The 26,943-nt window shown below is 71.3% G+C and carries 25 protein-coding genes and 1 pseudogene; 17 read left to right on the top strand and 9 right to left on the bottom strand.

The window, feature by feature from the left end; genetic code table 11:
- Positions 1–238 precede the first annotated feature (238 nt).
- Positions 239–478, bottom strand: coding sequence for a hypothetical protein (locus tag ACN4JJ_RS19850; protein WP_440711630.1), 240 nt, complete (start codon positions 476–478; stop codon positions 239–241).
- Between the two features lie 113 nt (positions 479–591).
- On the bottom strand, positions 592–1,122 hold the full coding sequence (locus ACN4JJ_RS19845) for a YchJ family protein (RefSeq protein WP_440711629.1): 531 nt from the start codon (positions 1,120–1,122) through the stop codon (positions 592–594).
- A gap of 78 nt (positions 1,123–1,200) precedes the next feature.
- On the opposite strand from ACN4JJ_RS19845, the gene ACN4JJ_RS19840 reads away from it, so the two are divergent.
- Positions 1,201–2,097: an alpha/beta fold hydrolase gene (locus ACN4JJ_RS19840; RefSeq protein WP_440711628.1), complete on the top strand. Its 897-nt coding sequence runs from the start codon at positions 1,201–1,203 to the stop codon at positions 2,095–2,097.
- A 169-nt stretch (positions 2,098–2,266) separates the two neighbouring features.
- Here ACN4JJ_RS19840 and ACN4JJ_RS19835 read toward each other — a convergent pair whose 3' ends face one another.
- On the bottom strand, positions 2,267–2,992 hold the full coding sequence (locus tag ACN4JJ_RS19835) for a GntR family transcriptional regulator (RefSeq protein WP_440711627.1): 726 nt from the start codon (positions 2,990–2,992) through the stop codon (positions 2,267–2,269).
- A 123-nt stretch (positions 2,993–3,115) separates the two neighbouring features.
- On the opposite strand from ACN4JJ_RS19835, the gene ACN4JJ_RS19830 reads away from it, so the two are divergent.
- Positions 3,116–4,396 (top strand): MFS transporter, encoded by a 1,281-nt coding sequence (locus ACN4JJ_RS19830; RefSeq protein ID WP_440711632.1) that lies wholly within the window; start codon positions 3,116–3,118, stop codon positions 4,394–4,396.
- Here ACN4JJ_RS19830 and ACN4JJ_RS19825 read toward each other — a convergent pair.
- Positions 4,359–5,003 (bottom strand): TMEM175 family protein, encoded by a 645-nt coding sequence (locus ACN4JJ_RS19825; protein ID WP_440711626.1) that lies wholly within the window; start codon positions 5,001–5,003, stop codon positions 4,359–4,361. The two genes, ACN4JJ_RS19830 and ACN4JJ_RS19825, sit on opposite strands and share 38 nt — an antisense overlap.
- Positions 5,004–5,145: 142 nt before the next feature.
- On the opposite strand from ACN4JJ_RS19825, the gene ACN4JJ_RS19820 reads away from it, so the two are divergent.
- A complete protein-coding gene (locus ACN4JJ_RS19820) occupies positions 5,146–6,699 on the top strand; it encodes an MFS transporter (protein ID WP_440711625.1) in 1,554 nt (517 codons plus the stop codon).
- A 39-nt stretch (positions 6,700–6,738) separates the two neighbouring features.
- Here ACN4JJ_RS19820 and ACN4JJ_RS19815 read toward each other — a convergent pair whose 3' ends face one another.
- Complete coding sequence (locus ACN4JJ_RS19815; protein WP_440711624.1) at positions 6,739–7,695, bottom strand: aldose 1-epimerase family protein; 957 nt, start codon at positions 7,693–7,695, stop codon at positions 6,739–6,741.
- 173 nt (positions 7,696–7,868) lie between these two features.
- Between ACN4JJ_RS19815 and ACN4JJ_RS19810 the strand changes: the two genes are divergently transcribed.
- The 4 genes from ACN4JJ_RS19810 (at position 7,869) to ACN4JJ_RS19795 (ending at position 11,460) form a co-directional block, all read left to right on the top strand.
- Positions 7,869–8,270, top strand: a complete 402-nt coding sequence (locus ACN4JJ_RS19810) for a DUF4190 domain-containing protein (protein ID WP_440711623.1) — start codon at positions 7,869–7,871, stop codon at positions 8,268–8,270.
- 153 nt (positions 8,271–8,423) lie between these two features.
- A complete protein-coding gene (gene cysK / locus ACN4JJ_RS19805; RefSeq protein ID WP_440711622.1) occupies positions 8,424–9,362 on the top strand; it encodes a cysteine synthase A in 939 nt (312 codons plus the stop codon).
- Between the two features lie 54 nt (positions 9,363–9,416).
- Positions 9,417–10,079 carry a serine O-acetyltransferase EpsC gene (gene epsC / locus ACN4JJ_RS19800; protein WP_440711621.1) on the top strand — a complete coding sequence of 221 codons (663 nt, stop codon included), beginning with the start codon at positions 9,417–9,419 and terminating at the stop codon, positions 10,077–10,079.
- A gap of 55 nt (positions 10,080–10,134) precedes the next feature.
- On the top strand, positions 10,135–11,460 hold the full coding sequence (locus tag ACN4JJ_RS19795) for an MFS transporter (protein WP_440711620.1): 1,326 nt from the start codon (positions 10,135–10,137) through the stop codon (positions 11,458–11,460).
- 8 nt (positions 11,461–11,468) lie between these two features.
- Here the strand turns inward: ACN4JJ_RS19795 and ACN4JJ_RS19790 are convergent, their stop codons facing one another.
- A complete protein-coding gene (locus ACN4JJ_RS19790; RefSeq protein ID WP_440711619.1) occupies positions 11,469–11,672 on the bottom strand; it encodes a hypothetical protein in 204 nt (67 codons plus the stop codon).
- A 147-nt stretch (positions 11,673–11,819) separates the two neighbouring features.
- On the opposite strand from ACN4JJ_RS19790, the gene ACN4JJ_RS19785 reads away from it, so the two are divergent.
- From ACN4JJ_RS19785 to ACN4JJ_RS19750, 8 genes and pseudogenes are all read left to right on the top strand, one after another.
- Positions 11,820–13,388 carry an FAD-dependent oxidoreductase gene (locus ACN4JJ_RS19785; protein WP_440711618.1) on the top strand — a complete coding sequence of 523 codons (1,569 nt, stop codon included), beginning with the start codon at positions 11,820–11,822 and terminating at the stop codon, positions 13,386–13,388.
- Positions 13,389–13,443: 55 nt separating this feature from the next.
- Positions 13,444–13,986: pseudogene (locus ACN4JJ_RS19780) on the top strand (carboxylesterase family protein); the annotation flags it as partial.
- A gap of 28 nt (positions 13,987–14,014) precedes the next feature.
- Positions 14,015–15,247, top strand: coding sequence for a carboxylesterase/lipase family protein (locus ACN4JJ_RS19775; protein ID WP_440711617.1), 1,233 nt, complete (start codon positions 14,015–14,017; stop codon positions 15,245–15,247).
- 150 nt (positions 15,248–15,397) lie between these two features.
- Positions 15,398–16,333: an aminotransferase class IV gene (locus tag ACN4JJ_RS19770; protein WP_440711616.1), complete on the top strand. Its 936-nt coding sequence runs from the start codon at positions 15,398–15,400 to the stop codon at positions 16,331–16,333.
- A gap of 52 nt (positions 16,334–16,385) precedes the next feature.
- Positions 16,386–17,108 carry a trimeric intracellular cation channel family protein gene (locus ACN4JJ_RS19765; protein ID WP_440711615.1) on the top strand — a complete coding sequence of 241 codons (723 nt, stop codon included), beginning with the start codon at positions 16,386–16,388 and terminating at the stop codon, positions 17,106–17,108.
- Positions 17,109–17,322: 214 nt separating this feature from the next.
- Positions 17,323–17,829 (top strand): FMN-binding protein, encoded by a 507-nt coding sequence (locus ACN4JJ_RS19760; RefSeq protein WP_440711614.1) that lies wholly within the window; start codon positions 17,323–17,325, stop codon positions 17,827–17,829.
- Positions 17,830–17,837: 8 nt separating this feature from the next.
- Positions 17,838–18,755, top strand: coding sequence for an FAD:protein FMN transferase (locus ACN4JJ_RS19755; RefSeq protein WP_440711613.1), 918 nt, complete (start codon positions 17,838–17,840; stop codon positions 18,753–18,755).
- Entirely contained in the window at positions 18,752–20,272 is a 1,521-nt protein-coding gene (locus tag ACN4JJ_RS19750) for an FAD-dependent oxidoreductase (protein ID WP_440711612.1), read from the top strand. Before ACN4JJ_RS19755 ends, ACN4JJ_RS19750 begins: the two co-directional genes overlap by 4 nt.
- Positions 20,273–20,276: 4 nt before the next feature.
- On the opposite strand, the gene ACN4JJ_RS19745 is transcribed toward ACN4JJ_RS19750, so the two are convergent.
- The 3 genes from ACN4JJ_RS19745 to ACN4JJ_RS19735 form a co-directional block, all read right to left on the bottom strand.
- Positions 20,277–21,668 carry a cryptochrome/photolyase family protein gene (locus ACN4JJ_RS19745; protein ID WP_440711611.1) on the bottom strand — a complete coding sequence of 464 codons (1,392 nt, stop codon included), beginning with the start codon at positions 21,666–21,668 and terminating at the stop codon, positions 20,277–20,279.
- A gap of 78 nt (positions 21,669–21,746) precedes the next feature.
- Entirely contained in the window at positions 21,747–22,187 is a 441-nt protein-coding gene (locus ACN4JJ_RS19740) for a MarR family winged helix-turn-helix transcriptional regulator (protein WP_440711610.1), read from the bottom strand.
- A gap of 99 nt (positions 22,188–22,286) precedes the next feature.
- Complete coding sequence (locus ACN4JJ_RS19735) at positions 22,287–23,951, bottom strand: amidohydrolase (protein ID WP_440711609.1); 1,665 nt, start codon at positions 23,949–23,951, stop codon at positions 22,287–22,289.
- Between the two features lie 65 nt (positions 23,952–24,016).
- Here ACN4JJ_RS19735 and ACN4JJ_RS19730 point away from each other — a divergent pair, with 65 nt between their 5' ends.
- Complete coding sequence (locus tag ACN4JJ_RS19730; protein WP_440711608.1) at positions 24,017–25,618, top strand: cell wall-binding repeat-containing protein; 1,602 nt, start codon at positions 24,017–24,019, stop codon at positions 25,616–25,618.
- A gap of 290 nt (positions 25,619–25,908) precedes the next feature.
- Complete coding sequence (locus ACN4JJ_RS19725) at positions 25,909–26,868, top strand: arsenic resistance protein (RefSeq protein WP_440711607.1); 960 nt, start codon at positions 25,909–25,911, stop codon at positions 26,866–26,868.
- The last annotated feature ends 75 nt before the right edge of the window (positions 26,869–26,943 follow it).

Raw genomic sequence — 26,943 nt, 5'->3', positions numbered from 1 at the left:
AAGGCCAGGGGTTCGAATCCCTTAGGGCGCACAATATAAATCCCCCGCCACTCCATCGAGTGGCGGGGGATTTTTCGTTAACAGCTGTGTGCTCGAGAGCCCGGCGATCGGGTGTCGGCCCGGTGGCCAGGCCTCGGTGCGGTCACCAAGCTTCGGCGCGCTGGTGGACGTCGGCGCGCTGGTCAGGCTCGGGCGTGCTGGTCAGGCTCGGGCGCGCTGGTCAGGCTTGGGCGTGCTGTCAGGCGTCAGGCTGCTCGAGCTCATCGGGGCTGTCGGCTTCCGGCTGCTCGAGTTCGTCGGCGCCGTCGGCGTCGTCCGTTTCGGTAGCTACACGGGCATCGGAACCGTCCGCCGTCACGTCGCCGTCGGCGTCGGGGTGCGGGTTGTCGGGATGCTCGTCGGCACCGGTCCGCAGATCCCCGTCGTCGGGGTACTCGTACTCGTCGCGGTTGGGGTCCATGTCGCGGGGATGGGTCATGCGCGCCTCCGATCGTCGTGCGTCGTCGCTCCGACTCCCATCGTGCGCCCGATCGGCGCATCCGCAACCCCCGCGGCCCCGCATCCGCAACGCGCGTCCCGGGGAGCATCGCCTCAGATGGCGTCGAGGTAGTACCAGCGCCCGCCCTCGCGCACGAAGCGGCTGCGCTCGTGCTGCTGCCCGGCGGCCGGCGCGGGCTGCGCGGGGCCCACGCCATCCGCATCCGCTCCCGCTTGAGCCGGACTCGCAGCGGCAGCCGGGCGCGGCTTGTAGTGCGCGACGAACTCCACCTCCCCCTCGGTGTCGAGCACGCCGCCGCCCGAGCGGGCGACGATGTCGAGGCGGTACCAGCGGATGCCGTCGTCCAGCACGAAGTCGGCGGCGTCGGGCCGGGTCTGCGGATGCCACGTGGCGAGCAGGTAGGCCGGGTCGCCCACCGCGAAGGCCGAGTAACGCGAGCGCATCAGGCGTTCGGCCGTGGGGGCGTCGGCCTCGCCGCGGTGGTACGGGGCGCAGCACTCGGCGTAGGTCTCGCCGCTCAGGCAGGGGCAGCGCACCGGTGCGGCTGCGGCGGTTCCGGTAGAAGAGCGGGTGGCGCCGGCGGTCGGCGTGATGGTGGGTCCGGCCGCGTCGGGTGTGCTCATCCGACCATTATCGGTCGCCGCGGTCTCCGGCGACTCACGGCACGGGGCGGGCGCGCGGCGGCCGTCTAGGCTCGTGGCGTGAGTGAGGTCGAGTCCGGGGGCGTGCGGATCGCGTACGAGAGGTTCGGCGACGCCGCCGATCCGGCCGTGCTGCTCGTGCACGGCTTCGCCTCGAACCGCAGTGCGAACTGGATGCGTGCGCGCTGGGCGGGGCCGCTCACGGAGGCCGGCTTCTCGGGCGTGGCCCTCGACCTGCGCGGCCACGGCGAGAGCGCGCGGCCGCGCACGCTGGCCGCCTACACGCCGAGCCGCTTCCGCGACGACCTCGTCGCCGTGCTCGACGACGCCTCGATCGCGAGCGCGCACGTCATCGGCTACTCGCTCGGCGCGCGCCTCGCCTGGGATCTCGCACTGCGGCATCCGGAGCGCGTGCGCTCGCTCGTGCTGGGCGGCGCACCCGTGACGGGTTCGTTCGCCGGCTTCGACTTCGACCGGGCCCGCGCGCTGCTGACGACGCCGCAGGCCGAGTCGGCGCCCGAGCCGACTCCGGATGCGCGCCCGGTGACGGCCCAGGAGCGTGCCGCCGCGCCTGGCATAGCGCACCGGGCTCCGGATGCGCGCCCGCTGCCGAGTGGGGAGCGTGCTCCCGCCCCCCGAGCCCCGGATGCCACGGCGCGCTATGTGCGGATGGCGGCGGGCGTGCCGGGCAACGACCCGCACGCGCTGCTGCGCGTGGCCGCGGCGCAGCAGCGGCACGGGTTCCGGCCGCTCGCGCGCATCCCGTCGCAGCCGCTGCTCTTCGCGGCCGGCACCGACGACGAGCTCGCCGTGCCCATCGAGCAGCTCGCCTCCCGCATCGGGCATGCCTCCTTCGTGCCCCTGCCCGGCCGCGACCACATCACCGCGGTCACCTCCCGCGTCTTCAAAGACGAGGCCGTGGCCTTCCTCCGCGCCGTGGAGTCCTCCACCCGCTGACTCCGCACCCGCTGACTCCGCACCCGCTGACCCCGGACCCGCTGACCCTCATCCTTCCGACCCGCGCGCCGCAGCCCGGAGCATCCGTTCGGTCGCAAAAAAGTGCCTTCAGGGTCGAAGGAACGCACAAAATCGCGACCAAACGGGTCACGAAGAGGGGCGAGGATGCTCAGCTCGCGCGGGTGGGGCTCGTGGGGCGGGTGGGAGCGCCGTCGACGATCGTGAGGCCGTGACCGCGCAGGCGGCGGCGCTCGGCGGTGAGGAAGTGCACGAGGCGCTCGTTCGTGTCGCGGATGTGCGCCGCCACGAGGGCGGCGGCGCGGTCGGCATCGCGCGACCGGAGGGCGTCGACGATCGCCTGGTGCTCGTCGCGCGCCTGCGCCCGCGACGCGGCCGTGCGCACCTCGAGCCAGCGGGTGCGGGCCAGCCGGGTCATCGCCCCGCGCACCGCATCCGCCAGCAGCGGGTTGCCGGAGAGCATCGCCAGCTCCACGTGGAAGTCGCTGCCGGCACGCAGTCCCTCGTCTTCGTCGGCGGCCGGTCCACCCGCCGTCAGCAGCTCGGCCACGGCGTCGAGATCGGCATCCGCGGCCCGCTCCACGGCCAGCCGCACGGCCATCGACTCCACCGCCTCGCGCAGCTCGGCCAGCGACCGGATCTCGGCCACGTCGATCGGCGCCACCACCCACCCACGACCTGCGTGCCCCTCGCGCAGCACCAGCCCCTCGTTCTCGAGCCGCATCAGAGCGGCCCGCACCGGCGTGCGCGATCCCGCGAACGCGGCCTCCAGCCCGCGCTCGGTGAGGCGCTCGCCGGGCGCGAGCTCGAGGGTCAGGATGGCGGCCCTCATCCGTTCGAAGAGTCCGGATGCCTGTGACGGCACGGCGCTCGGCATCGCGACTCCCTCGGTTCGATTTGGGATACCAAATTGGTGTACCGTCATCGTACCGGAAGGAGGCGGCCCATGACCACCTCGACAACGCAGGCCCGCCGCGGCCCGAAGCCGCCGCGCGAGCCCATGCCGCACGCCGCCCGCGCCTGGACGGCGCTCGGCCTCGGCCTCGGCGCCCAGATCTCGGGCACGGTGTTCGTGAGCGCCCCCGCCTTCCTCATCCCCCTGCTGCACACGGAGCGCGGCCTGAGCCTCGCCGAGGCCGGCCTGCTGGCCTCCACGCCCACCATCGGCATGGTGCTGACCCTCATCGCCTGGGGCGCGCTCGCCGACCGCATCGGCGAGCGCTGGGTGATCGCCGGCGGGCTCGCGCTGACCGCCGCGGCCGCCCTCGCGGCCGTCCAGGCGCAGGGGTACGTGGCGCTGGGGCTGTTCTTCCTGCTCGGCGGCGCGGCCTCGGCCAGCACGAACGCGGCCAGCGGCCGGGTGGTGGTGGGCTGGTTCCCGAAAGACCGCCGGGGCCTTGCGATGGGCATCCGTCAGATGGCGCAGCCGCTCGGGGTGACGATCGCCGCGCTGTGCGTTCCGCAGCTCGCCTCCGGCGTCGGGGTCGGCGCCGCCCTGGCCGTGCCGGCCGGGCTCACGGCGGTGTTCGCGGTGGCCTGCGCGATCGGCATCCGCAACCCGCCGCGTGCTCCGCGGGCGTCGCGGGCGGCCACACCCGACGCGGCCCGTGCCGCCAATCCCTATCGGGCGAGCGGATTCCTCTGGCGCATCCACGCCGTCTCGGTGTTGCTGGTGGTGCCGCAGTTCACCCTGTCGACCTTCGGTCTGGTCTGGCTGATCGCCGAGATCGGCATGGACCCGCTGATCGCCGGCGTGCTGGTGGGTGTCGCCCAGTTCGTCGGGGCGATCGGCCGCATCGGCGTGGGCGTGCTGAGCGACCGCGTCGGCAGCCGGGTGCGCCCGCTCGCCTGGGTGGCGGTGGCGGCCGCCGCGGTGATGCTGCTGCTCGCCGGGCTCGATGCCGTTCTGCGGGCGACCGGCGCGGTTCCGGATGCGACGACGGGAGTGGTTCCGGATGCCGCGGCGCCGGCATCCGCAGGCCCCGCCCTCGCCGCCCTGATCGCCGCCGGCGTGCTGTTCGTGATCGCCACGAGCGTGGTGGTGGCCGACAACGGGCTCGCCTTCACCTCGGTGGCCGAGGTGGCCGGATCGGCGTGGGCCGGCCGCGCGCTCGGCGCCCAGAACACGGCTCAGTTCGTGGCGGCCTCGGCGGTGGGCCCGGTGGTCGGGGCGCTGATCGGGGTACTCGGCTTTCCGCTGGCCTTCGCGGCGGTGGCGCTGTGCCCGGTGGTGGCGGTTCCGCTCATTCCGCGGGCGTCGGCCGAGCACGATCGGCTCTGAGCGTGCGCCGCTTCTGCACCCGGTTGAGCACGGCCTGCACCGGGCCGGTGAGCAGGAGCAGCAGCAGCGGCATCAGACCCAGGTCGGGCAGCGCCAACGCCACGAGCAGCACGATGAGCATCATCACCGAGGTCGCGAGGCTGGGCAGCACGGTGAGCGTGCCGCGCACTTCCGGCGCCTGCAGCTCCGGGCTGCGCACGATCACCCACTGCTGGGCGGCGCTCGAGACGCTCGTGGCCAGCATCGTGCCGACATACAGCAGGGTGGTGGCGGAGTTGGCCGATCCGGTCGTCGCGATCAGCTCGGTGGGGAAGGGGAGGAAGACGATGGTGAGCAGCCAGAACAGGTTCACCCAGATCAGGGTCATGTTGTAGCTGACGATGCGCTCGTAGATGCGGTGGTGGGCCAGCCAGAACCGGCCGATCACCACGAAGCTGATCACGAACACCAGCAGCTTCTGGCCGTCTTTCGCGAACAGCTCCGAGAGGGTCATCCCGTCGAGCTCGGTGGCCGTGTCGACCAGCGGCAGGATCAGCAGCGTGATCGCGATCGCCACCACCGCGTCGCTGAAGTTGACCAGCCGATCGAATCCCCGCTCCGTGCGCATGCATTCATTATCGGGCCGATCGGAATAACCGCTCCGCTCGCCCGGTTGACACCCCGAGTAAAGTAGTTCACCAGGGGCAATTATTTTGCTGCCCCGCCGGGCCGCAGCGTCGCCTCCCGCATCGCTCCCCGAAGGGAATCCCGTGACCAGATTCGACGACCGCACCGACACCGGCGCCATCGCCGCACCCGGTGCGCCCGGCACGCCCGGCGACACCGGCGGATCCTGGCTGACGGATGCCGAGCGCGCCCGCCTGCAGCAGCCCGTGAATTCGCGGGCCGTCGTGTTCGCCCTCGCCTTCACCGGCCTCGTGGCCGCGTTCATGATGACCCTGCTCACCCCGCTGGTGCCCTCGCTGCCCGGCATCCTGGGCGTCACCCCCGAAGACTCGCAGTGGGCCGTGACGGTCACCCTGCTCGCCGCCTCGGTGGCGACGCCGATCACCGGGCGCCTCGGCGACCTCTACGGCAAGCGCCGCATCATGCTGATCGTCCTCGGGCTCGTGGTGCTCGGCTCGCTCGTCGCCCTGTTCGCGAACTCGCTGCTGCTCCTGATCGTGGGCCGGGCCCTGCAGGGCGTCGGCATCGGCGTGATCCCGCTGGGCATCAGCATCCTGCGCGACGTGCTGCACCGCGACCGTCTCGGCGGCGCGATCGCCCTGGTGAGCGCGACGCTCGGCGTCGGCGGTGCCGTGGGCCTGCCGCTGGCGGCCGTGATCTCGCAGTACCTCGACTGGCACTTCCTCTTCATCGTGTCGGGCCTGCTGGCCGTGGTCGCCCTGGTGCTGGTGTGGCGGCTGATCCCGGTGAGCACGCTGCGTAGCGAGGGCCGCTTCGACTTCCTCGGAGCGGCCGGTCTCGCGGTGGGGCTCACGGGCATCCTGCTGGCCGTCTCGAAGGGCGGAACCTGGGGCTGGGGCAGCCCGGTCACCCTCGGCGTGCTCGCCGCCGGCGTGGTGGTGCTGGTGCTGTGGGGCGTGTTCGAGCTGCGCACCGAGAGCCCGCTGGTCGACCTCCGGGTCGCCGCCCGGCGCACCGTCCTGCTCACGAACCTCGCCTCGGTGATGGTGGGCTTCGCGTTCTTCGCCAGCACCGTGGCGCTGCCGCAGTTGCTCGAGGCGCCCGTGGGAACCGGTGTCGGCCTCGGCCAGACCATGCTGGTCGCCAGTCTCTGCCTGATGCCCAGCGGCCTGGTGATGTGGGCGATGTCCCCGGTGGCCGCGCGCCTCATCCGGGCCAGAGGGGCTCGCGTGAGCCTGCTGCTCGGCCTCGCGATCATCGCCGTGGCGTACGTGGGTGGCCTGTTCTTCATGACCGAGATCTGGCACATGATCCTGGTGGCCACCGTGGTGGGCCTGGGCGTCGGATTCGCCTACTCCTCGATGCCGACGCTCATCATGGCGGCGGTGCCGGCCACCGAGACGGCCTCCTCCAACGGCCTCAACTCGGTGATGCGCTCGCTCGGATCGACCGTGGCCAGCGCCGTGCTCGGCGTGGTGCTCTCGGCCAGCCTGGTCACCTCGAACGGGGTCACCACCCCGAGCGCGGGCGGGTTCCAGATCACGTTCATCATCTCGGCTGCCGCCGCGGTGCTCGGCGCGCTGCTGACCGTGTTCATCCCGCGGCACCACCGGGCGTACCAGCGCGCGAGCCTCCCCGACGCCGACGACCTCGCGGCGGAGCGCCCGGCGGCCTGACGCCGGGCCGGCGGCCCTGCGGCCCTGCGGTACCGTCCTCTAGGCGGTCAGGGCCGCGATGCTCCAGGATGCCGTCGCCGAAACGCCCGGCTCGATCACCAGCAGGTCGGTGCCCGAGTTGAAGGCGTCCGGCGGGCAGGTCATCGGCTCGACCGCGAGTCCGCGGCGGTGCGCCTCGGCATCGAGCGGGGCGTCGGCGGTGCAGACCTGGATCCACGGGCACGACTGGCCGAAGCGCATGGCGACCCCGGATCCGTCGGCCGCGGTGAGCGTGACCGTGGCGACGCCCCCTCCGTCGCGCGCGATTCCGGTGAAGGCGTGATCGATCGCGGTCGTGCCGATCGCGCGGGCTTCGCGGAAGTCGAACGCCCCCGCCCGGCCGGCCGCCGCATCCGCGACGGCCTCGACCGACACGAGCTCCCGCGGGATCAGCCGATCCGGGGTCACCGTCAGAACCTCGGATGCGGGCAGCTCGAATACCCAGTCGTCGACGCGACCGGGGCCGCCCACGAGGTACGGATGCGGCCCGGTGCCGAAGGGGGCCGCGTCGTCGCCGGCGTTCGTGGCGGTGACGCTCTGGTGCAGTCCCTCGTCGTCGAGCCGGTAGGAGACCTCGAGGTCGAGGCGGTGCGGGTAGCCCGCCTGCGCCTGCACGGTGGCGGTGAGGGTCACCGCGTCGACGGTGCGCTCGGCGACGGTGAACGCGAGCCAGAGGGCGAGCCCGTGCAGGGCGTGCCCGCGAGCCGGTTCGCTGAGGGGCAGCTGCTGCTCGACGCCGGCGAAGCGGTAGCGGCCGTCGGTCACCCGGTTGGGCCAGGGGGCGAGGGTGGCGCCGCTGTAGGCGGGGCGCAGCTCGTTCACGCCGTAGGGCAGCACCAGATCGCGGCCCTCGAACTGCAGCACGCGCAGGCTGGCGCCCAGGCCCGCGATGGAGGCGCGGTACGACCCGTGCTCGAGGTCGATGCGGGTGCCGGAGAGCGGGCGGACAGCAGACACAGGGGGCTCCTAGCGGGTGGTCGGACCAGGCGAAGGGACCAGGCTACCGTGCCGACGTGTCTGCCCACCCGCCGCACAAACCCGAGCCGCCGCGGCTTCATCGCGGTACCCTTCGAAGCACCTTGGAGTATCCAGAGCGGATCGACAGACCCATAGCGAAAGGGAACAGCACCATGACCGACGAGAACCAGCCTCCCGTCCCTCCCCAGCAGCCCGTTCCGCCGGCCCCGGCCGCCCCGCAGTACCAGGCCGCCCCGCCGGTCAGCCCCGGTGGCTACAACGCCGCCCCGGCCTCGCAGCCGGGCAAGACCCTCGGCATCGTGGGCCTGATCCTCGCCATCATCGCGCCGCTGATCGGCCTCATCATCAGCATCGTGGCCAAGGTGCAGTCCAAGAAGGCGGGGGTGCCCAACGGCATCGCGACCGCCGGCATCATCGTGGGCGCGCTGCTGACGGTGGTCGGCATCATCATCACGATCGTCGCCGTCGCGGGCGTGCTCGCCCTGGCCGGTCAGTGCGCCGACCTGGGCCCGGGCATCCACGAGGTGAACGGCGTCACCTACACCTGCAGCTGATCCCCGGCGAGCAGCATCGACGCGGCGCCCGCGGAACCCCGAACAGAGGGTTCCCCGGGCGCTTCGTCATTTTCGGCGGGGCACCGGATGCGAGAACTAGAGTTGTGGGCGACGCTCCACGATCCCGTCCGCTCGCAGAAAGCAGCACCCACCATGCCCGCTCGCATCTACAACGACGTCACCGAACTCGTCGGGCGCACCCCGCTCGTGCGCATCAACCGCCTCGCCGAGGGCGTCGACGCCACCGTGCTCGGCAAGCTCGAGTTCTACAACCCCGCCAACAGCGTGAAAGACCGCATCGGCGTGGCCATCATCGACGCGGCCGAGAAGTCGGGCGCGCTGAAGCCCGGCGGAACCGTGGTCGAGGGCACCAGCGGCAACACCGGCATCGCGCTCGCCATGGTGGGCGCCGCCCGCGGCTACAAGGTCATCCTCACAATGCCCGAGACCGCCTCGGCCGAGCGCCGCGTCGTCATGCGCGCCTACGGCGCCGAGCTCGTGCTCACCCCCGGGCCCGAGGGCATCAAGGGCGCTCTCGCGAAGGCGCAGGAGATCGTCGACTCCACCCCGAACGCGATCCTGGCCCGCCAGTTCGAGAACGAGGCGAACCCGGCCGTCCACCGCGCCACCACGGCCGAGGAGATCTGGGCCGACACCGACGGCGCGGTCGACATCTTCGTGGCCGGCATCGGCACCGGCGGCACCATCACCGGTGTCGGCCAGGTGCTGAAGGAGCGGAAGCCGGGCGTGCAGATCGTCGGCGTCGAGCCGCTGGACTCGCCGCTGCTCACCCAGGGTGTGGCCGGGCCGCACAAGATCCAGGGCATCGGCGCCAACATCGTGCCGCCCATCCTCGACCGCGAGGTCTACGACGAGATCATCGACGTGACCCTCGACGACTCGCTCGATGTGGCGCGGGCACTGGCCAGCGAGGAGGGCATCATGGCGGGCATCTCGTCGGGCGCCATCATGTGGGCCGCCCTCGAGGTCGCCAAGCGCCCCGAGAACGCCGGCAAGACCGTGGTCGCCGTGGTCTGCGACCTGGGCGAGCGCTACATCTCCACGCCCCTCTGGGCCGGCCTCGCCGACTGAGCGGGCCGGTGCAGCATTCCCCGAGCCGTCAGTTCGTCCCGCTCAGAACGCGGAATGGCGGCACGAAGTGACGGGTCGACGGATGCGCGTAGCGCGAACGGTTCGCGCGTGAGCGTGCTCGCGCGGGTCGGGGCGCGCCTTCGGGAAGATGTGGCGGCCGCGCGGTCGCACGACCCGGCGGCGCGCAGTGCGCTCGAGGTGGTGCTCGGCTACCCCGGCGTGCACGCCGTGTGGGCGTACCGCGTGGCGCACCGGTGGTGGCGGAGCCCCGGGCTGCGGCTGCCGGCGCGACTGCTCTCGCAGTGGGCGCGATTTCTGACGGGCGTCGAGATCCACCCGGGGGCCCGGATCGGCCGCCGCCTCTTCATCGACCACGGGATGGGTGTGGTGATCGGTGAGACCGCCGTGATCGGCGACGACGTGATGCTCTACCACGGGGTCACCCTCGGCGGCCGCAGCACCAAACGCGAGAAGCGGCATCCTACGCTCGGCGACCGCGTCGTCGTGGGGGCGGGGGCCACCGTCCTCGGCCCGGTGCGGATCGGCGCCGACTCCAGCGTCGGTGCCGGCGCGGTGGTCGTGAAGGACGCCGCACCCGGCTCGGTGCTGGTCGGCATCCCGGCCCGCGACGTCTCCGCCGCCGCTCCCGGTGCCTCGGCCCCCGAGGCCTCCCTCACCGACCCCGCCTTCTACCTCGACCCCGCCATCTATATCTGAGCCCGGTCTCCCACCTCGACTGCCCGCTGTCGGGGGTCATGTGTACGCTGTTCACATGTCGGAGAGCGGGGTGACGGTGAGCGGGGCGTCGGCGGGCGCGCCCGCGCACTGGCGGCGGAACGTGGGGCTGTTCCTCGGCGGGCAGACGGTGTCGCTGTTCGGGTCGATGATCGTGCAGTACGCGGTGATGTGGTACGTCACCTTCGAGACCCGGTCGGGTCTCATGGTGGCGCTCTACGCCGTGGCCGCGTTCCTGCCGCAGGGGATCGTGTCGATCTTCGGCGGGGTGCTCGCCGACCGCATGAACCGGCGCGTGCTCGTGATGCTCTCCGACGGCACGATCGCCGCCGTCACGCTCGTGCTCGCCCTGCTGATGCTGAACGGCGTCACCGATCTGTGGATCATCCTGCTCGCCGTGGGCGTGCGCTCGGTCGGCGCGGGGTTCCAGACGCCGGCGGTGCAGGCGATGATCCCTCAGATCGCTCCGCCCGAGCAGCTGATGCGGGTGAACGGCATCTTCCAGAGCATCCAGTCGGCCATGGCGCTGCTCGCGCCCGCTGCGGCCGGGGTGGTGTTCGGCGCCTTCGGCATCGTGCCGGTGTTCTTCATCGACGTGGTGACGGCCGGCATCGGCATCCTGATGCTCGCCTTCGTCGCCGTGCCGACGCTCGCCCGCGTCGCGGAGAAGGCCACCAGCTATCGGCAAGACCTCGTGGAGGGCATGCGCTACATCGCCCGCCAGCAGGTGGTGCGCTGGCTGCTGCTCGTGTTCGCCATCCTGTTCCTGCTCACCGTGGCGCCTTCGTTCATCACACCGCTCATGGTGGCGCGCACCTTCGGGCCCGAGGTGTGGATGGTCACGGTGCTCGAGATCGCGTTCAGTGTGGGCATGCTGCTCGGCGGTGTGCTGGTGTCGACCGTGCTCGCCAAGCGCAGCCGCATCGGCCTCATCCTGGTGGCGAGCTTCGGTTTCGCGGTGTTCACCATCGGTCTCGGGCTCAGCACGAACCTGGTCGTGTTCTACGCCTTCATGTTCGCGTTCGGGATGCTCGTGCCGCTGTTCTCGGCGCCGTTCATGACGCTCGTGCAAGAGACGGTGCAGCCGGAGATGCAGGGGCGCGTGTTCAGCTACGTCAGCATCGTGATGGCGCTGGCCACGCCGGTGGGGATGCTCGTGTTCGGCCCGCTCGCCGACGTGGTGACGGTGCAGACCCTTCTCGTACTGGCCGGCATCGCGACCATCCTCGTGATCGTGGTGGCGGTGCTGCTGCCCTCCGGCCGTGCCGCGATCCGGGCGGCGCAGGAGGCACAGCGAGCCCAGGGCACCCAGGGCTCCGGCGGCGAGCCGGAGACACCGGGCGCCGCCCCTGTGGTTCCCTGAGCGGCCGCCTACTCCTCGTAGCCGAGGTTGTCGTGCAGCACCTCTTCGTCGTCGTCGAAGACGGGATCGACCTTCTCGTCGACGCCTTCCTCGTCTTCGAGCGCGTCGATGTCCTCGGCGCCCTCGGGGTCGACGGACTCGAGGTCGTCGGCCGTCCGGGCGAAGTCGTCCGCCTCGCCGGGCTCGTCGATCCGGTCGCTCAGCTCGCTCATGCTCGCCCTCTTTCTCGTTCGTGATGGGCCCATCCCGCATCAGGATGCCCGCCTCCTAACCGTAGGCACGATCCGGGGTGGATGGCGACCCGCAGGGCATCGAGGCGATCCCTGCCGCTCCGGCGTATCCGGGTGTCTACTGGGCCCATGTCCTCCCGCAGTTCCACCGGCCCGCTCCGCCCCACCGGCTCGCTCTGGCTCGACGGGCGCCCGTCCTTCATCACCCAGCCCTTCCTCGCCGATCGGCTCTACGACGTGGTGGTGGTCGGCGCCGGCATCACGGGCCTCAGCACCGCGCTGATGCTCGCCGAGACCGGCCACAAGGTCGTCGTGCTCGAGGCCCGCGGCATCGGTGCGCTCGCCAGCGGCAACACCACCGGCAAGATCTCCCTGCTGCAGGGCTCGCGGCTGTCGAGCATCCGTTCGCACCATTCCCGTCGGCTGCTGCGCGCCTACGTCGACTCGAATCGCGACGGGCAGGAGTGGCTGCTCGCGTTCTGCGAGCGCGCGGGCGTGCCGGTGCAGCGGCACACGGCTTACAGCTACGCGCAGCATCCGGATGCCGCTGCCGCCGTGGAAGAGGAGTACCGGGCCGCCCGCGACGCCGGGCTGCCGGTGACGCTCGTCGACGGGGACCAGGTCGACGTGCCGTTCCCGTTCGCGTTCGGGGTGGCGCTGGCCGAGCAGGCGCAGTTCGATCCGATGGACGCCCTGGATGCACTGGCCCGCGCCTTCCTCTCCGCCGGCGGGGTCATCCACACCGGGGCGCGGGTGACCGGGGTGAAGGCCTCGGACCCCGCTCGGGTGCGCACCGCCCTCGGAGAGGTTCGCGGGCACGCCGTCGTGCTCGCCACCGCCACGCCCATCCTCGACCGCGGGCTCACCTTCGCGAAGACCCATGCGATGCGGTCGTACGCGCTGTCGTTCGAGGTCCCGGATGCGACGCCGCTGCACGGCGGGATGTTCCTCTCCGTGGGCGACGGCGAGCACTCGCGATCGGTGCGCACCGCCCCGCGCGGCGACTCCGAGCTGCTCGTGGTGGGCGGCAACGGCCACGAGGTCGGCCGCGCGGGGGAGCGCTCGGAGCATCAGCGCGTGCGCGAGCTCGAGGAGTGGACGGATGCCCTGTACCCCGGGGCCACGCTCACCCACAGCTGGTCGGCTCAGGACTACGAGTCGCACAACCTCATCCCCTTCGTGGGTGCGATGCCGCGCGGGCGGGGGCGCGTCTACCTCGCCACCGGATTCGCCAAGTGGGGGCTCACCAACGGTGTGGCCGCGGCCATCCGGCTCACCTCGGAGATCTCGGGGGAGTCGCGGGCGGAGCGCCGCCGTTGGCACCAGGTGATCGGTACGCGCGTGACGATCCCGGCCGACATCGGCCGCGGGGCGCTCGCGGGAGCCGCCGTGGGGCGTGAAGCCGTCACGGGCTGGGCCGCCGCCGAGCGCACCGACGTGCCCGTGCCACGCCCCGCGGAGGGCTGCGGCGTCGTCGCCAACCGCGCCGGGGCGCCGGTCGGCATCTCGACGGTCGACGGGGAGACCCGAGCGGTCTCGGCGGTCTGCCCGCACCTCGGCGGGGTGCTGCGGTGGAACGACGACGCCCTGAGCTGGGACTGCCCTCTGCACGCCTCCCGCTTCGCCGCCGACGGCACCCGTCTCGAGGGCCCCGCGGTCACCGACCTCCCCACCCTCCCACGCACCTCGCGCGGCTGACCGTGCGGGGCGCGTGCTGGGCGAAGGTGCAGGATGCGCGAGTAGCATTTCGGGCATGACGACGGGTGGCGGGGCGGGATCCCTCATCCGCCAGACCAGCGCGGGGGCCGTGCGCGGTGCCCGCGAGGGCGCGGTGGTGAGCTGGAAGGGCGTGCCGTTCGCGGCGCCCCCGGTCGGGGAGCGGCGCTTCCGGCGCCCGGCTCGGGTCGAGCCGTGGCACGAGCTGCGCGACGCGACGCACTTCGGCCCGATGGCCCCGCAGCGCGTGCTGAAGTCGATGGAGGTCGTGCCCGGCGTCTCGATCGCCGAGGACTGCCTCACCCTCAACATCTGGGCACCGCGCGACACGACCCCGGGCCGCGGCAAGCCCGTGCTGGTCTGGATCCACGGCGGCGGCTACTTCCAGGGCTCCACCGCGCAGCGCTACTACGACGGCCGCCACCTGGCCGCGAACGGCGACGTGGTGGTCGTGACCGTGAACTACCGGCTCGGCGTGCTCGGCTTCGTCGACTTCTCGAGCCTCGCCGACGACGGCACCGCCACCGGAGCCGGCTTCAGCCACGGCTTCGACTCCAACCTCGGCCTCCGCGACCAGATCTTCGCCCTGCAGNAACTACCGGCTCGGCGTGCTCGGCTTCGTCGACTTCTCGAGCCTCGCCGACGACGGCACCGCCACCGGAGCCGGCTTCAGCCACGGCTTCGACTCCAACCTCGGCCTCCGCGACCAGATCTTCGCCCTGCAGTGGGTGCGCGAGAACATCGCGGCGTTCGGCGGCGACCCCGACGACGTGACGCTGTTCGGCGAGTCGGCGGGAGGAGCATCCGTCGTCGCCCTGATGGCCTCGCCGCTGCCCGAGGGGCTGTTCCACCGGGCGATCGCACAGAGCGCCCCGGTCACCTCCGTCTACGGGCGCCAGCGCGCGAAGGCCGTGGCCGAGCGCTTCCTCGAGATCGTGGGCATCGCCCCCGGCGAATCGCGCCGCCTGCGCGAGCTCGACGCCTTCGACCTGGTGGCCGCCGGTGCCGAGCTCGTGCACGAGGTCTCGGGCAAGGTGCCCGGAACCCTCGCCATGGCGCCGATGCAGGGCGACGACGTGCTGCCCGAGTACCCGCTGACGGTGTTCCGCGAGGGGCGGGCGCCGCGCATCCCGCTGATCATCGGCACCAACCACGACGAGTCGTCGTTCTTCAAGCTGATGCGCTCGCCGCTCTTGCCCATCACGGGCGAGAAGGTCGAGCAGATGTTCGCCGAGATCGCGGCCGACCGCCCCGAGTTCGAAGGGGCCGGCGCCCGCATCACCGGCGCCTACCCGGCCTATCCGCGCCGCCGCACGCCCGCCGAGGTGTCGCGCGACGCCGGCTTCCGGATGCCCTCCATCTGGCTCGCCGAGGCGCACAGCCGCTTCGCCCCCACCTGGATGTACCGCTTCGACCACGCCACCCCGCTGCTGCGCGTCTCGGGCATCGGCGCCACCCACGCGGCCGAGCTCGCCTACGTGTTCGGCTCGTTCGCACCCCGCGGCAAGGACATCGTGTTCGGTCTCGGGGGTCGTACCGAGGCGCTCCGGGTGTCGGAGCGCATGCAGGCGCGCTGGCTGGCCTTCGCGCGGTCGGGCGATCCGGATGCCACGCTGACGGCGGATGCGGCCGGCGTGCCCGATGCGGATGTCGTCCCGGATGCGGCGGGTCTGGATGCGGCGGGCACCCCGGCCTCGCCCCTTGCCGACGCCCCGTCCTGGCCCCGCTACGACGAGTCGAGCCGCAGCACCCTCATCATCGACCGCGACGACCGCATCGAGCACGACCCCGACGCCGACATCCGCGAGGCCTGGGGCCCCGAGATCCTCGCCTTCCGCTGAGGGCGCCGGCCGGGGTACGTCAGCGGATGCAGATATTTCGGTGACCGACCCTGAATAGGCCGCCACTCCCCGGAATCTCTGCATCCGCTGACCGCAATCGACGCGCGGCGCATGGCAGCCGGCGGCGCGGGAGCTTGGGATGATGGAGAGATGGACGCGCTGACCTACCTGTTCGACTACCCGACGCACGAGGCCGGGAGCCCGGCCGTCGGGATCTCGCCGACATCGGGGGCGGCGTCTGGCGGTGCAGCGCTGCGCTCGGTGCCCGTGGCCGACCCGGTCGTGTCGGCGCTGGACAGCTCGGCCGAGCGCGGCGACGGCGTGTTCGAGACCTTCGGCGTGATCGGCGGCCGTGCCCAGGCCCTGCGCCCGCACCTGGACCGGCTCGCCGGATCCCTCGCCCAGCTCGACATCGCGCCCGCCGACCTCGGCGCCCTCGCGCGGATCGTCACCGAGGTCGCCGCCCAGGCGCCGCACGACGGCGAGCACTTCCTGAAGCTCGTGGTCACGCGCGGCCGGGCGGCGGATGCGGGGCAGCCGCGATCCTGGATCGTGCTGTCGCCGAGCGCCGACGCCGAGGCGCTCCGCCGCGACGGGATGCGGCTCGCCACCCTCGATCGCGGCTTCTCGAGCACGGCGGCCCAGGATGCCCCGTGGCTGCTGCTCGGCGCCAAGACGCTGTCGTACGCCACCAACCTCGCCGCCGGTCGCGAGGCGCGACGGCGCGGGGCCGACGACGCGCTCTTCGTCACCAGCGACGGCTACGCGCTCGAGGGCACCACCTCGAACCTGATCGTGCGTCGGGGCGACACCCTCGTCACTCCGGATCCCGCGATCGGCATCCTGCACGGCACCACTCAGCGCGCCGTCTTCGACTTCGCGACCGGGGCGGGGGCGGGCACCCGCCGCTTCGAGACGCTCTACCGGCCGCTCACCCTCGACGAGGTGCGCGCCTCCGACGGCGCCTGGTTCGTCTCCAGCGTGCGCCTCGCGGTGGGCATCACGCACCTCGACGCGCATCCGCTGCCCTACGACCCCGCCCTCACCGCCGAGATCAACGCCTACCTCCTCTCCCGTCGCGACTGAACCCGCCGGCCGCGTGAGCGTGGCCCGCGGCCGCCGTGATAAGACTTGGTGCATGGTCGCCGAACAGTTCGTCACGCCGTTCTGGCTCGACCTCGCGGCGACCGGTCTCGGCAGCGTGCAGGGCGCCATGTTCGCGGCCCAGTTCAAGGATCGCCGGCTCGACCTGCTCGGCGTGGGCCTGATCGGCGTCGTCACCGGGCTGGGCGGCGGCATCCTGCGCGACGTGCTGCTGAACCAGGTGCCCGCCGCGCTGGAGACCAACTGGTTCATCCCGATCGCCATCGTCGCGGCCCTGCTCGGCATGCTGCTCGAGCGCCTGCTGAGCCGTCTGAACGTCACCATCACCGTGCTCGACGCCGTGAGCCTCGGCCTGTTCTGCGCCATCGGCGCGAGCAAGGCGCTCTCCCTCGGGCTCCCGGTGGTGCCGGCGGTGATGATCGGCATCGTCGCGGCCGTCGGCGGCGGCATGCTGCGCGACATCCTGCTCGGGATGCCGATCGGTGTGATGCACGTCGGCTCGCTCTACGCGGTGGCGGCCGGCGCCGGCGCGGTGTTCCTGGTGAGTGCGACGGCGGGCGGATCGACCATCACGGTCGCCGGCATCGGCTGCGTGATCGTCACCACGCTGATCCGGCTGCTCGCCGTGCGGTTCGGCTGGAGCCTGCCCGAGCAGCGCACCATCAGCACCCTGCGGCGACTGCGCCGGCAGCGCTCCTCGGGCCGCCCGGGCGGCCGCTCGGCGCACCACGAGAATCCGGATCGCGAATCGGATTGAACGTTTCGGCGCCCCGGCCCGTTGACCCCAGATGAGGCCACCGGGCCGCCGCGAGGCGCCTCGGCAAGGTCATAGGAAGCACACCGGCCGGTCATAGAGACCTGCCAGCGTCGATCAATACGGTGTCGATCGATACGACATCGATCACGGTGTTCGTATCAGTCGCCCCACCGCACACGATGCCCGCGGGACCACCACAACGACAGGGAAGATCATGATCACTCGCCAGAAGAAGCTCGCCCTCGCCACGATGACCGGTCTGTCGATCACGGTCGCGCTCGCCGGCTGCGCCAGCGACTCCGACGCGGCCACCACCGGCAGCACCGAGACCACGACCCCCAGCACGGCCGCCGGCACCCCGTCGGCGAGCAGCAGCGCCACCGCGACCGACGGCAGCGCGAGCGGCACCGACGACACCGCCGCCAGCACCTACACCGACGGCACCTACGACGCCACCGGCACCTACACCTCGCCCAACGGCAAGGAGGAGATCGACGTCTCCCTCACCCTCGAGGGCGACATCATCACGGCCGTCACCGTCACCCCCGAGGCCACCAACCCCAACTCGGTCAACTACCAGAACCAGTTCGCCGACGGCATCGCCGAGGTCGTCGTGGGCAAGGACATCGACGAGATCGAGGTCTCCCGGGTGGCCGGCTCGAGCCTCACCAGCGGTGGTTTCAACGAGGCCGTCGAGACGATCAAGTCCGAAGCGGCCTGAGGCCGGCCGTGACCGCGACGACGGTTCCGGATGCTCCGGTGCGCACCCCGCACCGCTTCGACTTCGAGGCGATCGGCACGCACTGGCAGATCGAGACCCCGGATGCGCTCGACCCGGCGATCCGCGACCGCGCGCTCGAGCGGATCGCCGCCTTCGACGCCGTCTACTCCCGCTTCCGCGCCGACTCCCTGGTGAGCCGGGTCGCCGAGCAGCCCGGGCGGCACACCTTCCCGGCCGACTCGCTCGCGCTCTTCGATCTCTACGACCGCCTGGTCGAGGCCACCGGCGGAGCGCTCGACCCGCTCGTCGGCCGCGAGCTCGAGCTGCTCGGCTACGACGCCTCGTACAGCCTGCAGCCGGTCGCTCCCGACGATCGCCGGGCGACGGATGCGCTCCCGCGGCCCTCCTGGCCGGCCGACGTGCGCCGTGACGGCCTCGAGATCGTCACCGAGCGTCCGCTCGTGATCGACGTCGGTGCCGCGGGCAAGGGCTACCTCGTCGACCTCGTCACGGGTGTGCTGCGCGAGCACGGCCTGAGTGAGTTCGTGGTGGACGCCAGTGGCGACCTCGCGCACCGGGGCGACGTTCCGATCCGCGTCGGCCTCGAGCATCCGCTGCGCCCCGGCCAGGCGATCGGGGTGGCGGAGTTCGCGAACGCCTCGCTCTGCGCCTCGGCGAGCAACCGCCGCGCCTGGGGTGACGGGCTGCACCACATCCTCGACCATCGCACGGGCAACCCCGCCCGCGAGGTGATCGCCACCTGGGTGGTGGCCGCCGACACGGCCCTCGCCGACGGGCTGGCCACCGCTCTGTTCTTCACCGGTGCGCACCGGCTCGCGAACACATTCCACTTCAGCTATGTACGCATGTACGCCGACGGCCGGGCCGAGCGCTCGCGCGACTTCCCCGGGGAGCTGTTCTCATGAAAGCACGATTGGACACCCTGATCGGCCGCATCACGATGTACAACCTGATGGTGATCGTGCTCGGCGTGATCGCCCTGGTGGCGATCGTCGCCGGCGCGGTCGGCCAGCTCTTCTACACGCCGCTGCAGCTGGTGCTGAGCCTCGCCGTCGCGCTCGTGGCCACGCTGGTCTCCAGCTGGGTGCTCGCGCTCGCCTTCCGCACGAGGGCGCACCTGCAGTCGGCCGCCATCACGGGGCTGCTGATCTTCTTCGTGTTCATCCCCACGGGAGACGCGGGGGGTCTTCTGCTGCTCGCGGTCGCGGGCATCGTGGCCTCGGCGTCGAAGTTCCTGCTGGCCGTCCGGGGGCGTCATCTGTTCAACCCGGTCGCCGTCGCGGCCGTGGTGATGTCGGTGACCGCGCTCTATCCCTCGGGCTGGTGGGTCGCCTCGCCGGTGCTGCTGCCCTTCGTGGCGGTCGGCGCGTTCCTCGTGCTCTACCGCACGCGCAAGCTGGCGCTCGGCCTCACCTTCGTGCTGCTCGCCACGGCCATCTCCACCGTGCGGATGATGACGATCGGCACCGGCTTCGGCGACGCCCTGTGGCTGGCCGTCGGCTCGTTCCCGATCGTCTTCCTCGCCGGCTTCATGTTGAGCGAGCCGCTCACGCTGCCGCCGCGGCGCTGGCAGCAGCTCGGGGTGGCCGCGCTCGTGGCCGTGCTGTTCTCCATCCCGTTCCAGATCGGGCCGGTGTACTCCTCGCCCGAGATCGCCCTCGTGGTGGGCAATGCCGTGGCCTTCGCCTTCGGGCAGCGGCGCAGCATCCGTCTGCGCTATCACGGGGTGCGCGATCTCACGCCCACGGCGGCGTCGTTCGACTTCGAGCCGCTCGCGCCGCTGCGCTTCCGGGCCGGCCAGTACCTCGAGCTGACGCTGCCGCACAAGGGCACCGACTCGCGCGGGAGCCGCCGCGTGTTCAGCATCGCCTCCTCGCCGGAGGAGGGCGCGCAGGCCGAGCGGGTGAGCGTGGGCATCAAGCTCTCGCAGCCCTCGAGCTCGTTCAAGACGGCGCTGGCCGGCCTCGAGCCCGGATCCGTGGTGCGCGCCACGGGCATCTCGGGCGACTTCCTGCTGCCGGCGGATGCCTCGGTGCCCCTCGTGCTGGCGGCGGGCGGCATCGGGGTCACGCCCTTCGTCTCGCAGCTGGCCGACCGCGCGCGCGGCGGCTCCCGCCCCGCCGACGTGGTGCTGGTCTACTCGGTCTCGGCCGCCGACGAGCTGGCGTACCAGTCCGAGCTTCTGGCCGCGGGCATCCGTGTCGTCGTCTCGGCCCCCACCGAACCGGCCGGCCTGCCGCCGGAGTGGGTGTATCTCGGCCCCGGCCGCCTGAGCTCGGATGCCCTGAAGGCCGCGATCCCCGATGTCGCCACCCGCCGCGCCTACGTCTCAGGCCCTCCCGGCTTCGTCGACCACGTCTCGGCCGAGTTCCGTCACGCCGGCGCCCGCCGCATCCACCGTGACGCCTTCGCGGGGTACTGACGAACTAGCGGATGGTGGCGTAGGCGTCGAGGGCCGCCTTGCGGGACTCCTTGAGGTCGACGAGGGGCTCAGGATAGGCCGAAGCATCATCCACCTCGGGCACCCAGTGCGCGATGTACTGGCGCTGCGGGTCGAACTTCGTGGCCTGCAACTCGGGGTTGAACACCCGGAAGTACGGCGCCGCATCCGGCCCCGACCCGGCCACCCACTGCCAGTTCAGCGCGTTCGACGCGGGGTCGGCATCCACCAGCGTGTCCCAGAACCAGGCCTCGCCCACCCGCCAGTCGACCCGCAGGTTCTTCACCAGGAACGAGGCCACCACCATCCGCACCCGGTTGTGCATCACGCCGGTGTGCCACAGCTCGCGCATGCCGGCATCCACGAGCGGGATGCCGGTACAACCCTGCTGCCAGGCCTCGAGCGTCGCCGGCGAGGGCTTCTCCCACGGAAAACGATCGAACTCGGACCGCATGTTCTCGGTGGTGATCGAGGGCAGGTGGTAGAGCAGGTGGTACGCGAACTCCCGCCACACCAGCTGGCGGAGGTACGCGGATGCTCCTTGCGCGTCCTGCGGCGCTCGCGAGCGGTGCCGCTCCACCGCGTGCCACACCTCGAAGGGGCTGATCTCGCCGAACCGCAGGTGCGGGGAGAGTCCGGAGGTGGCGTCTTCGGCCGGGAAGTCCTGCTCCTCGACATAGGCGCCGACGCCGGAGCGCAGGAACGAGTTCAGTCGATCGTGGGCGCCCTCCGAGCCGGGCTGCCACCGTTCGCGCAGGCCGGCGGCCCAGTCGGGGCGGGTGGGCAGCAGATCCCAGTCGGCGAGCTCGTCCGAGGCGACCTGCCGATGGTGCAGCCCGGCGGCGGCGGTCGGCGCCGGCACCGGATGCCGCGGCGTCGGCCGCGACGTCACCGCCCGCCAGAACGGCGTGAAGACCTTGTACCAGCCGCCCTGCCCGGTGAGGATCGTCCAGGGTTCGACCAGCACCGAGCCGTGGAAGCTCTCCACCTCGAGGCCGGCCTCGCGCAGCGACGACTTCAGCCCGGTGTCGACGGCACGCTCGGCCTCGCCGTAGCGCCGGTTCCACAGGGCGGCGGTGGCGTCGACCTCGGCGACGACCGCCGGCAGCACCTCGGCCGCCTTGCCGCGCCGCAGCGTGAGGTCGAGACCGACGGCCCGCAGCTCCGCGTCGAGGGCCTCGAGCGAGCCGTGCAGCCACCAGCGCGACGCGCCGCCGAGCGGCCGGATGCCCTCGGACTCGTCGTCGAGCACGTACAGGCAGACGATCGGATCGCCGCGCCGGACGGCGTCGTGCAGTGCGGGGTTGTCGCGGATCCGCAGATCGTCGCGGAACCAGACGAGGGTCGTGCCTGCGGGGGTCGTGCCGGAGTCGTTCACCCTCTCATCCAACTCGGGAGGCGTCGCATCCGCACCCCGCTGACGAGCATCCGTCACCCAGGCCACCCGGCCGAGCGGTCATCTGCCGGCGACTCCCGTGCGGAGCTTGTCGCAGAGCCGCGCCAGCTCGTTCAGTTCGGCGGGGGAGAGGTGCCCGGTCATGTGATCGGAGATGGACTCGGCGTGCAGCACGGCCGCCTTGCGGTAGGTCTGCACGCCCTGGTCGGTGAGGTGCACGAGGGTGCCGCGCCCGTCGGTGGGGTCGTCGCACTTCGCGAGGATGCCACGGGCCACCAGGCGGTCGACCAGGCGGCTGATGCTGGGCTGGGTGAGCAGCACCTTCTCGCCGAGATCGCGGATGCGCAGGGTCTTGTTCGGCTGGATGAAGAGGTTGAACATCACGTCGTACTCGTTCAGCGACACGATGTCGGTGGGGAACTCGGCGGTGAGCTGGCGCATCACCGTCACCTGCGCGCGGAAGAGCGATTCCCAGGCCGCCACGGGTGAGACCTCGGCCATGCCACCTCCAGGCGGTCGTCGGTTGAAACGTGAGCATCATTCTGACACGGGCGGGTGCCGGATGCGCTCTCAGGGAGCGTCGACCTGGTGCGCGTCGGCTCAGCGCGCGTCGACCTGCCGCTGGTAGACCCGCTCGCCCGCCAGCCAGGTCTGCTCGACCGTCAACGAGGGCAGCGCATCCGGGGTCACGGAGTACGGGTCGGCCGAGAGCACCACCAGATCGGCGAACTTGCCCACCTCCAGGCTCCCTACCTCGTGTTCGGAGAACAGCTGCCAGGCGGCATCCAGCGTCTGGGCGCGGATGGCCTCGTCGAGCGTGATGCCGTCGGCGCCCTCGATGTGCTGGCCGGCGCGCGTGGTGCGGGTCATCGCCACGCTCATGTTGCGCAGCGGTTCGGCGGGGGTGACGGTGCCGTCGTTGTGCAGCGAGATCCTCAGGCCCGCGTCGAGGGCCGCGCGCGCGTTCGCCCACGGGCCGCCGTGCTCCGGCCCGAACAGCTCGTCGACGAGCACCTCGCCCCAGTAGTACACGTGGTCGATCAGCAGGCTCGCGGTGACGCCCAGCCCGGCCGCGCGCTCGAACTGGGCGGGGGTCATGGCGCCGACGTGCTCCATCCGCAGCCGGTGGTCGGCGCGCGGATGCCGCTCGAGCAGGGCCTCCCAGGCGTCGAGCACGCGGTCGACCGCGAGATCGCCGTGCACGTGGCAGGCGAGCTGCCAGCCCTCGGGGAAGTACTGCTCCACCACGGTGTCGAGCTGGTCGCGACTGTAGTTCGCGGAGCCGTGCGACCCGGGCTCGACCCCGATCGAGCGCGTGCCCGCGGTGTCGAGGTAGGGGAAGGAGATCAGGATGTTGCCGACCCACGGCGATCCGTCGGCCCAGGTCTTCACCCCCACCTGCCGCACCAGCTCGTCGCCGCTGCCCGGCTCCACCGAGGCCTTCTTCCCGGGCGCGGACATCTCGTAGAGCCGCAGTCGCGCACTCAGGCCGCCGGCCACGCGCGCGGCGTCGAGGGCGGGCTGCTTGGCGTGATCCCAGCTCATGTCGCTGACGGTCGTGATGCCCACCGCGTTCAGCGTGCCGAGGTAGCCCGCCAGCAGCGTCGGCAGTTCGTGGGCCGCCGCGCCGAGCGTCGATCCCAGCAGGGCGAACACCGTGCCCACCTCGAAGCCCTTGCCGGTGAGCTCGCCGTCGGCGTCCTTCTCCCAGTGCGAGCCCACCGGATCGGGCGTGTGCTCGTCGATCCCCGCCTTCCGGGCCGCCTCCGTGTTGAAGTACACGACGTGCCCGGAGTTGTGCAGGATGACCAGCGGCGTGCTGCCGCCGATCTCGTCCAGCTGCCGGATGCCCGGGTCGCTCAGCCCGGTCTGCAGCAGGCCGTCCCACCCGTTGAAGTAGGCGCCCTCCGGGTGCGTCGCGATCCCCTCGCGGATGGCGTGCATCACCTCGTCGGCGGTCGCGAGCGTGACGGGCCTGATGTCGACCATGAAATGGCTGAGCACCACGGCGGTGTCGCTGGGATGCCCGTGCGCCTCCACGAACCCGGGCAGCAGCGCCCGCGCCCCCAGCTCCACGACCTCGAGCTCGTCGCCGGACGCCGTCACGGCGGCCCGAACCTCCTCCACCGTCCCCACGGCGGCGATCCGCCCCTCGCGCACCAGTAGCGCCTCGGCCCTCGGCCGCGCGGCATCCACCGTGATCACGTCCCCCACGAACAGCGTCTCTGTGCCCATGGTCACTGTGCCCACGGTCTCAATGCTCATGCGGCAACCGTAGCGGCGAGAGGCTAACTTACGCCCGGGAACCAAAAGTGAGTATAATTCGTCATATGACACATTCGCATACCATTGGCTCCTTCGCAAAGCGTAACCGGCGCGCTGTGCTGGTGCTTGCCATGGCCGCTATGACGCTGACGACGACGGTGGGCGCGCAGGCAGCCAATGCCGCAGGTTCTGCGATTGCCATCGATGACTCCCTCGCCACAGATTTTGGTAATCCGTTAGAAATCTCGACGAGCAGCCTGGCCGCAAACGATCAGAATGTGGGAGGTCTATATGTGTCGATCACGACGAGACCGGCCCACGGGCGACTGTCCATCAGCACGGCCCCCGGTCCCATGAGGTACACGTACAGTCCTCAGGACCCGACTTTTCGCGGGGGCGTGGACTCGTTCGAGTACTGCCTGGCCGCGCTCCCAGGTGACGTCTGTCTGTCGAATGCTGCGACCGTGACGATTGCGGTGGCTCCAGCGATAGCGCAAGACGATTACTACGCGACCCCAGAGGGTATCCCACTGGAGGTCATGGCACCCGGTGTGCTGGCGAACGATTCCAGTCACTCCCTCCTGTTTTGGGCAGGTACCTCCAATCCTGCTCACGGTGTGGTTACGCCTGGAAATGCGGGTGAATTCACCTACACGCCCGACACGACCTTCGTCGGGTCAGACGCGTTCACCTATTGCCTGACGATCTTCCCGGACATCGCATGCGCGTCCGATCCGGCGACGGTTCGGATTCGGGTGGGTGGGCCGAGTGCGTCGCGGATTGGTGGGGCGGATCGGTTCGAGGTTGCTGCGGGGGTGGCTGAGCAGACGCATCCGGCGGGGGCTTCGACGGTGTTCATCGCGTCGGGTGGGAACTATCCGGATGCGCTGAGCGCGGCTCCGGCCGCGAATCACGCGGGCGGCGCACTTCTGCTCACGACGGCGGATGCGATACCGGCCCCGACGCAGGCGGCTCTGACGCGGTTGGCGCCGAGCAAGGTGGTGATCGTGGGCGGGCCGAACACGATCTCCGAGGGGGTCGCTGCGGGGTTGAAAGCCTTGGTGCCGGGTGCGACGGTGTCGAGGATCGGTGGGGCGGATCGCTTCGCGGTGAGCCGCGCGGTCGCCACGACGGTGTTCGGTACCGCTGCTCAGGCGATCGTCGCCACCGGTGCGAACTATCCCGACGCCCTCTCGTCGGGTGGGGCCGCGGCCGTCGTCGACGAGCCGGTGGTGCTGGTGAACGGCGGACTGGGGGCGGCGGATGCGGAGACGCTGAGTGTTTTCGGCAGGCTCGGCACCACCACCCTCGTCATCTCCGGTGGGCCGAATTCGGTATCGACGGGTGTGGAGGCGTCGTTGCGCACGGTCGCTACGGTCACGCGGGTGGGTGGCGCCGATCGTTTCGAGGCGTCGGTGAACATCAACAAGGCATCGTTCGGCACGGCCACGACGGCCTACCTGGCGACCGGGCTCAATTACCCCGACGCTCTGGTCGGCGGCGTCATCTCAGGCAAGAACCGGAGCCCACTCTACGTCGTGCAGACCAACTGTGTGCCTCAGGCGACGCTCGACGACATCGCCCGGATCGGGGCGACAAAGGTCGTGCTGCTCGGCGGCCCCAACTCGCTGAGCGACCGGGTATTCAATCTCGTGCCCTGCGCCTAGCAGGCGAGATTCTCGGCGCCAATAGGTCAGCATCAGCGGGGCGGGTGCGCCCGGGTTAAATGATTGAGGGCCCGTCGTAGAGGCTAACGACGGGCCCTCTCCCTTGCACCAAGAGTGTCCTGCAATCACATTCCGTCTCCGTTGCCACAGCAAACAACTTCGACTCCTTGAATATATAACGGTCCGGTAACGGTGCGCTAGTTACCAAAACGTTATTTTCCTGGGAATCCGCTGTGTGCCTCATTCGGGGGGTGCGCGGGGCGGGTGCCGGATGTCTCTAACCTGAGGGGATGGGGCGGGCAGGCGTATGGAGGGAGCGGCATCAGGTGCCGCTGTATCTCGCGGCGATCGCGCTCGGCGGCCTGCTCGGCGTGCTCGCTCCGGATGCCGCCCCCGGGCTCGGGGCGGTCGTCACCCCGGCGCTGATGCTCCTGCTGGCCGCCACGTTCCTCGCGGTTCCGCTGATCGAGGTGCTGCGATCGTTCCGCGACCTGCGGTTCCTCGGCACGGTCGTCGTCGTCAACTTCGTGGTGGCGCCGCTGGTGGCGTTCGGGCTGACCCGCTTCGTGGCCGACGATGACGGGCTGCTGCTGGGAGCGCTGCTGGTGCTGCTCGCGCCCTGCATCGACTACGTGATCGTGTTCACCGGGCTGGCCGGCGGGGCGAAGGCTCGGCTGCTCGCCGCGACACCCCTGCTGATGCTGCTGCAGATCGTGCTGCTCCCCCTCTTCCTCCTGCTGTTCGGCGGCGGATCCCGGATGCTCGACCTGTTCGATCCCGCGCCATTCCTCAAGGCCTTCCTCCTGCTCATCGTCGTGCCGCTGGCCGCCGCCGCCCTGGTGCAGGCGATCGCCCGGCGGCATCCGCTCGGCCGCGCGATCGAGAACGGTGCGTTCGCCGCGATGGTGCCGCTGATGATGCTGACGCTGGCCGTGGTGGTCGGCTCGCAGCTCGCCGCCGTGGGCTCCGAGGCGGCGACGCTCCTCCGGCTCGTCCCCCTCTACGGGGCCTTCCTGGTGGTGATGACGGCGGTCGGGATCGGCGCCGGCCGCCTGGCGGGACTGGATGCTCCCGGCACCCGGGCCGTCACCCTCTCGGGCGTCACGCGCAACTCCCTCGTCGTGCTCCCGCTCGCCCTGGCGCTGCCCGAGTCGCTCGCGATCGTGCCGCTCGCGGTCGTGACACAGACGCTCGTCGAACTGCTCGGGCTGGTGATCCTCGTCCGCGTCCTTCCGCGGATCTGCGTTTGACGCTTGCATTCGAAGACAAACGGATCTAATCTCACACGAACGCAGAAATGCGCAGATTCAGAGCCGAGTCCTCGG

Source organism: Herbiconiux dendrobii (assembly GCF_052048175.1).
GTDB lineage: Bacteria > Actinomycetota > Actinomycetes > Actinomycetales > Microbacteriaceae > Herbiconiux.
The sequence above is the reverse complement of the archived record's forward strand: the minus strand, read 5'-3'. Positions and strand labels throughout refer to the sequence as shown.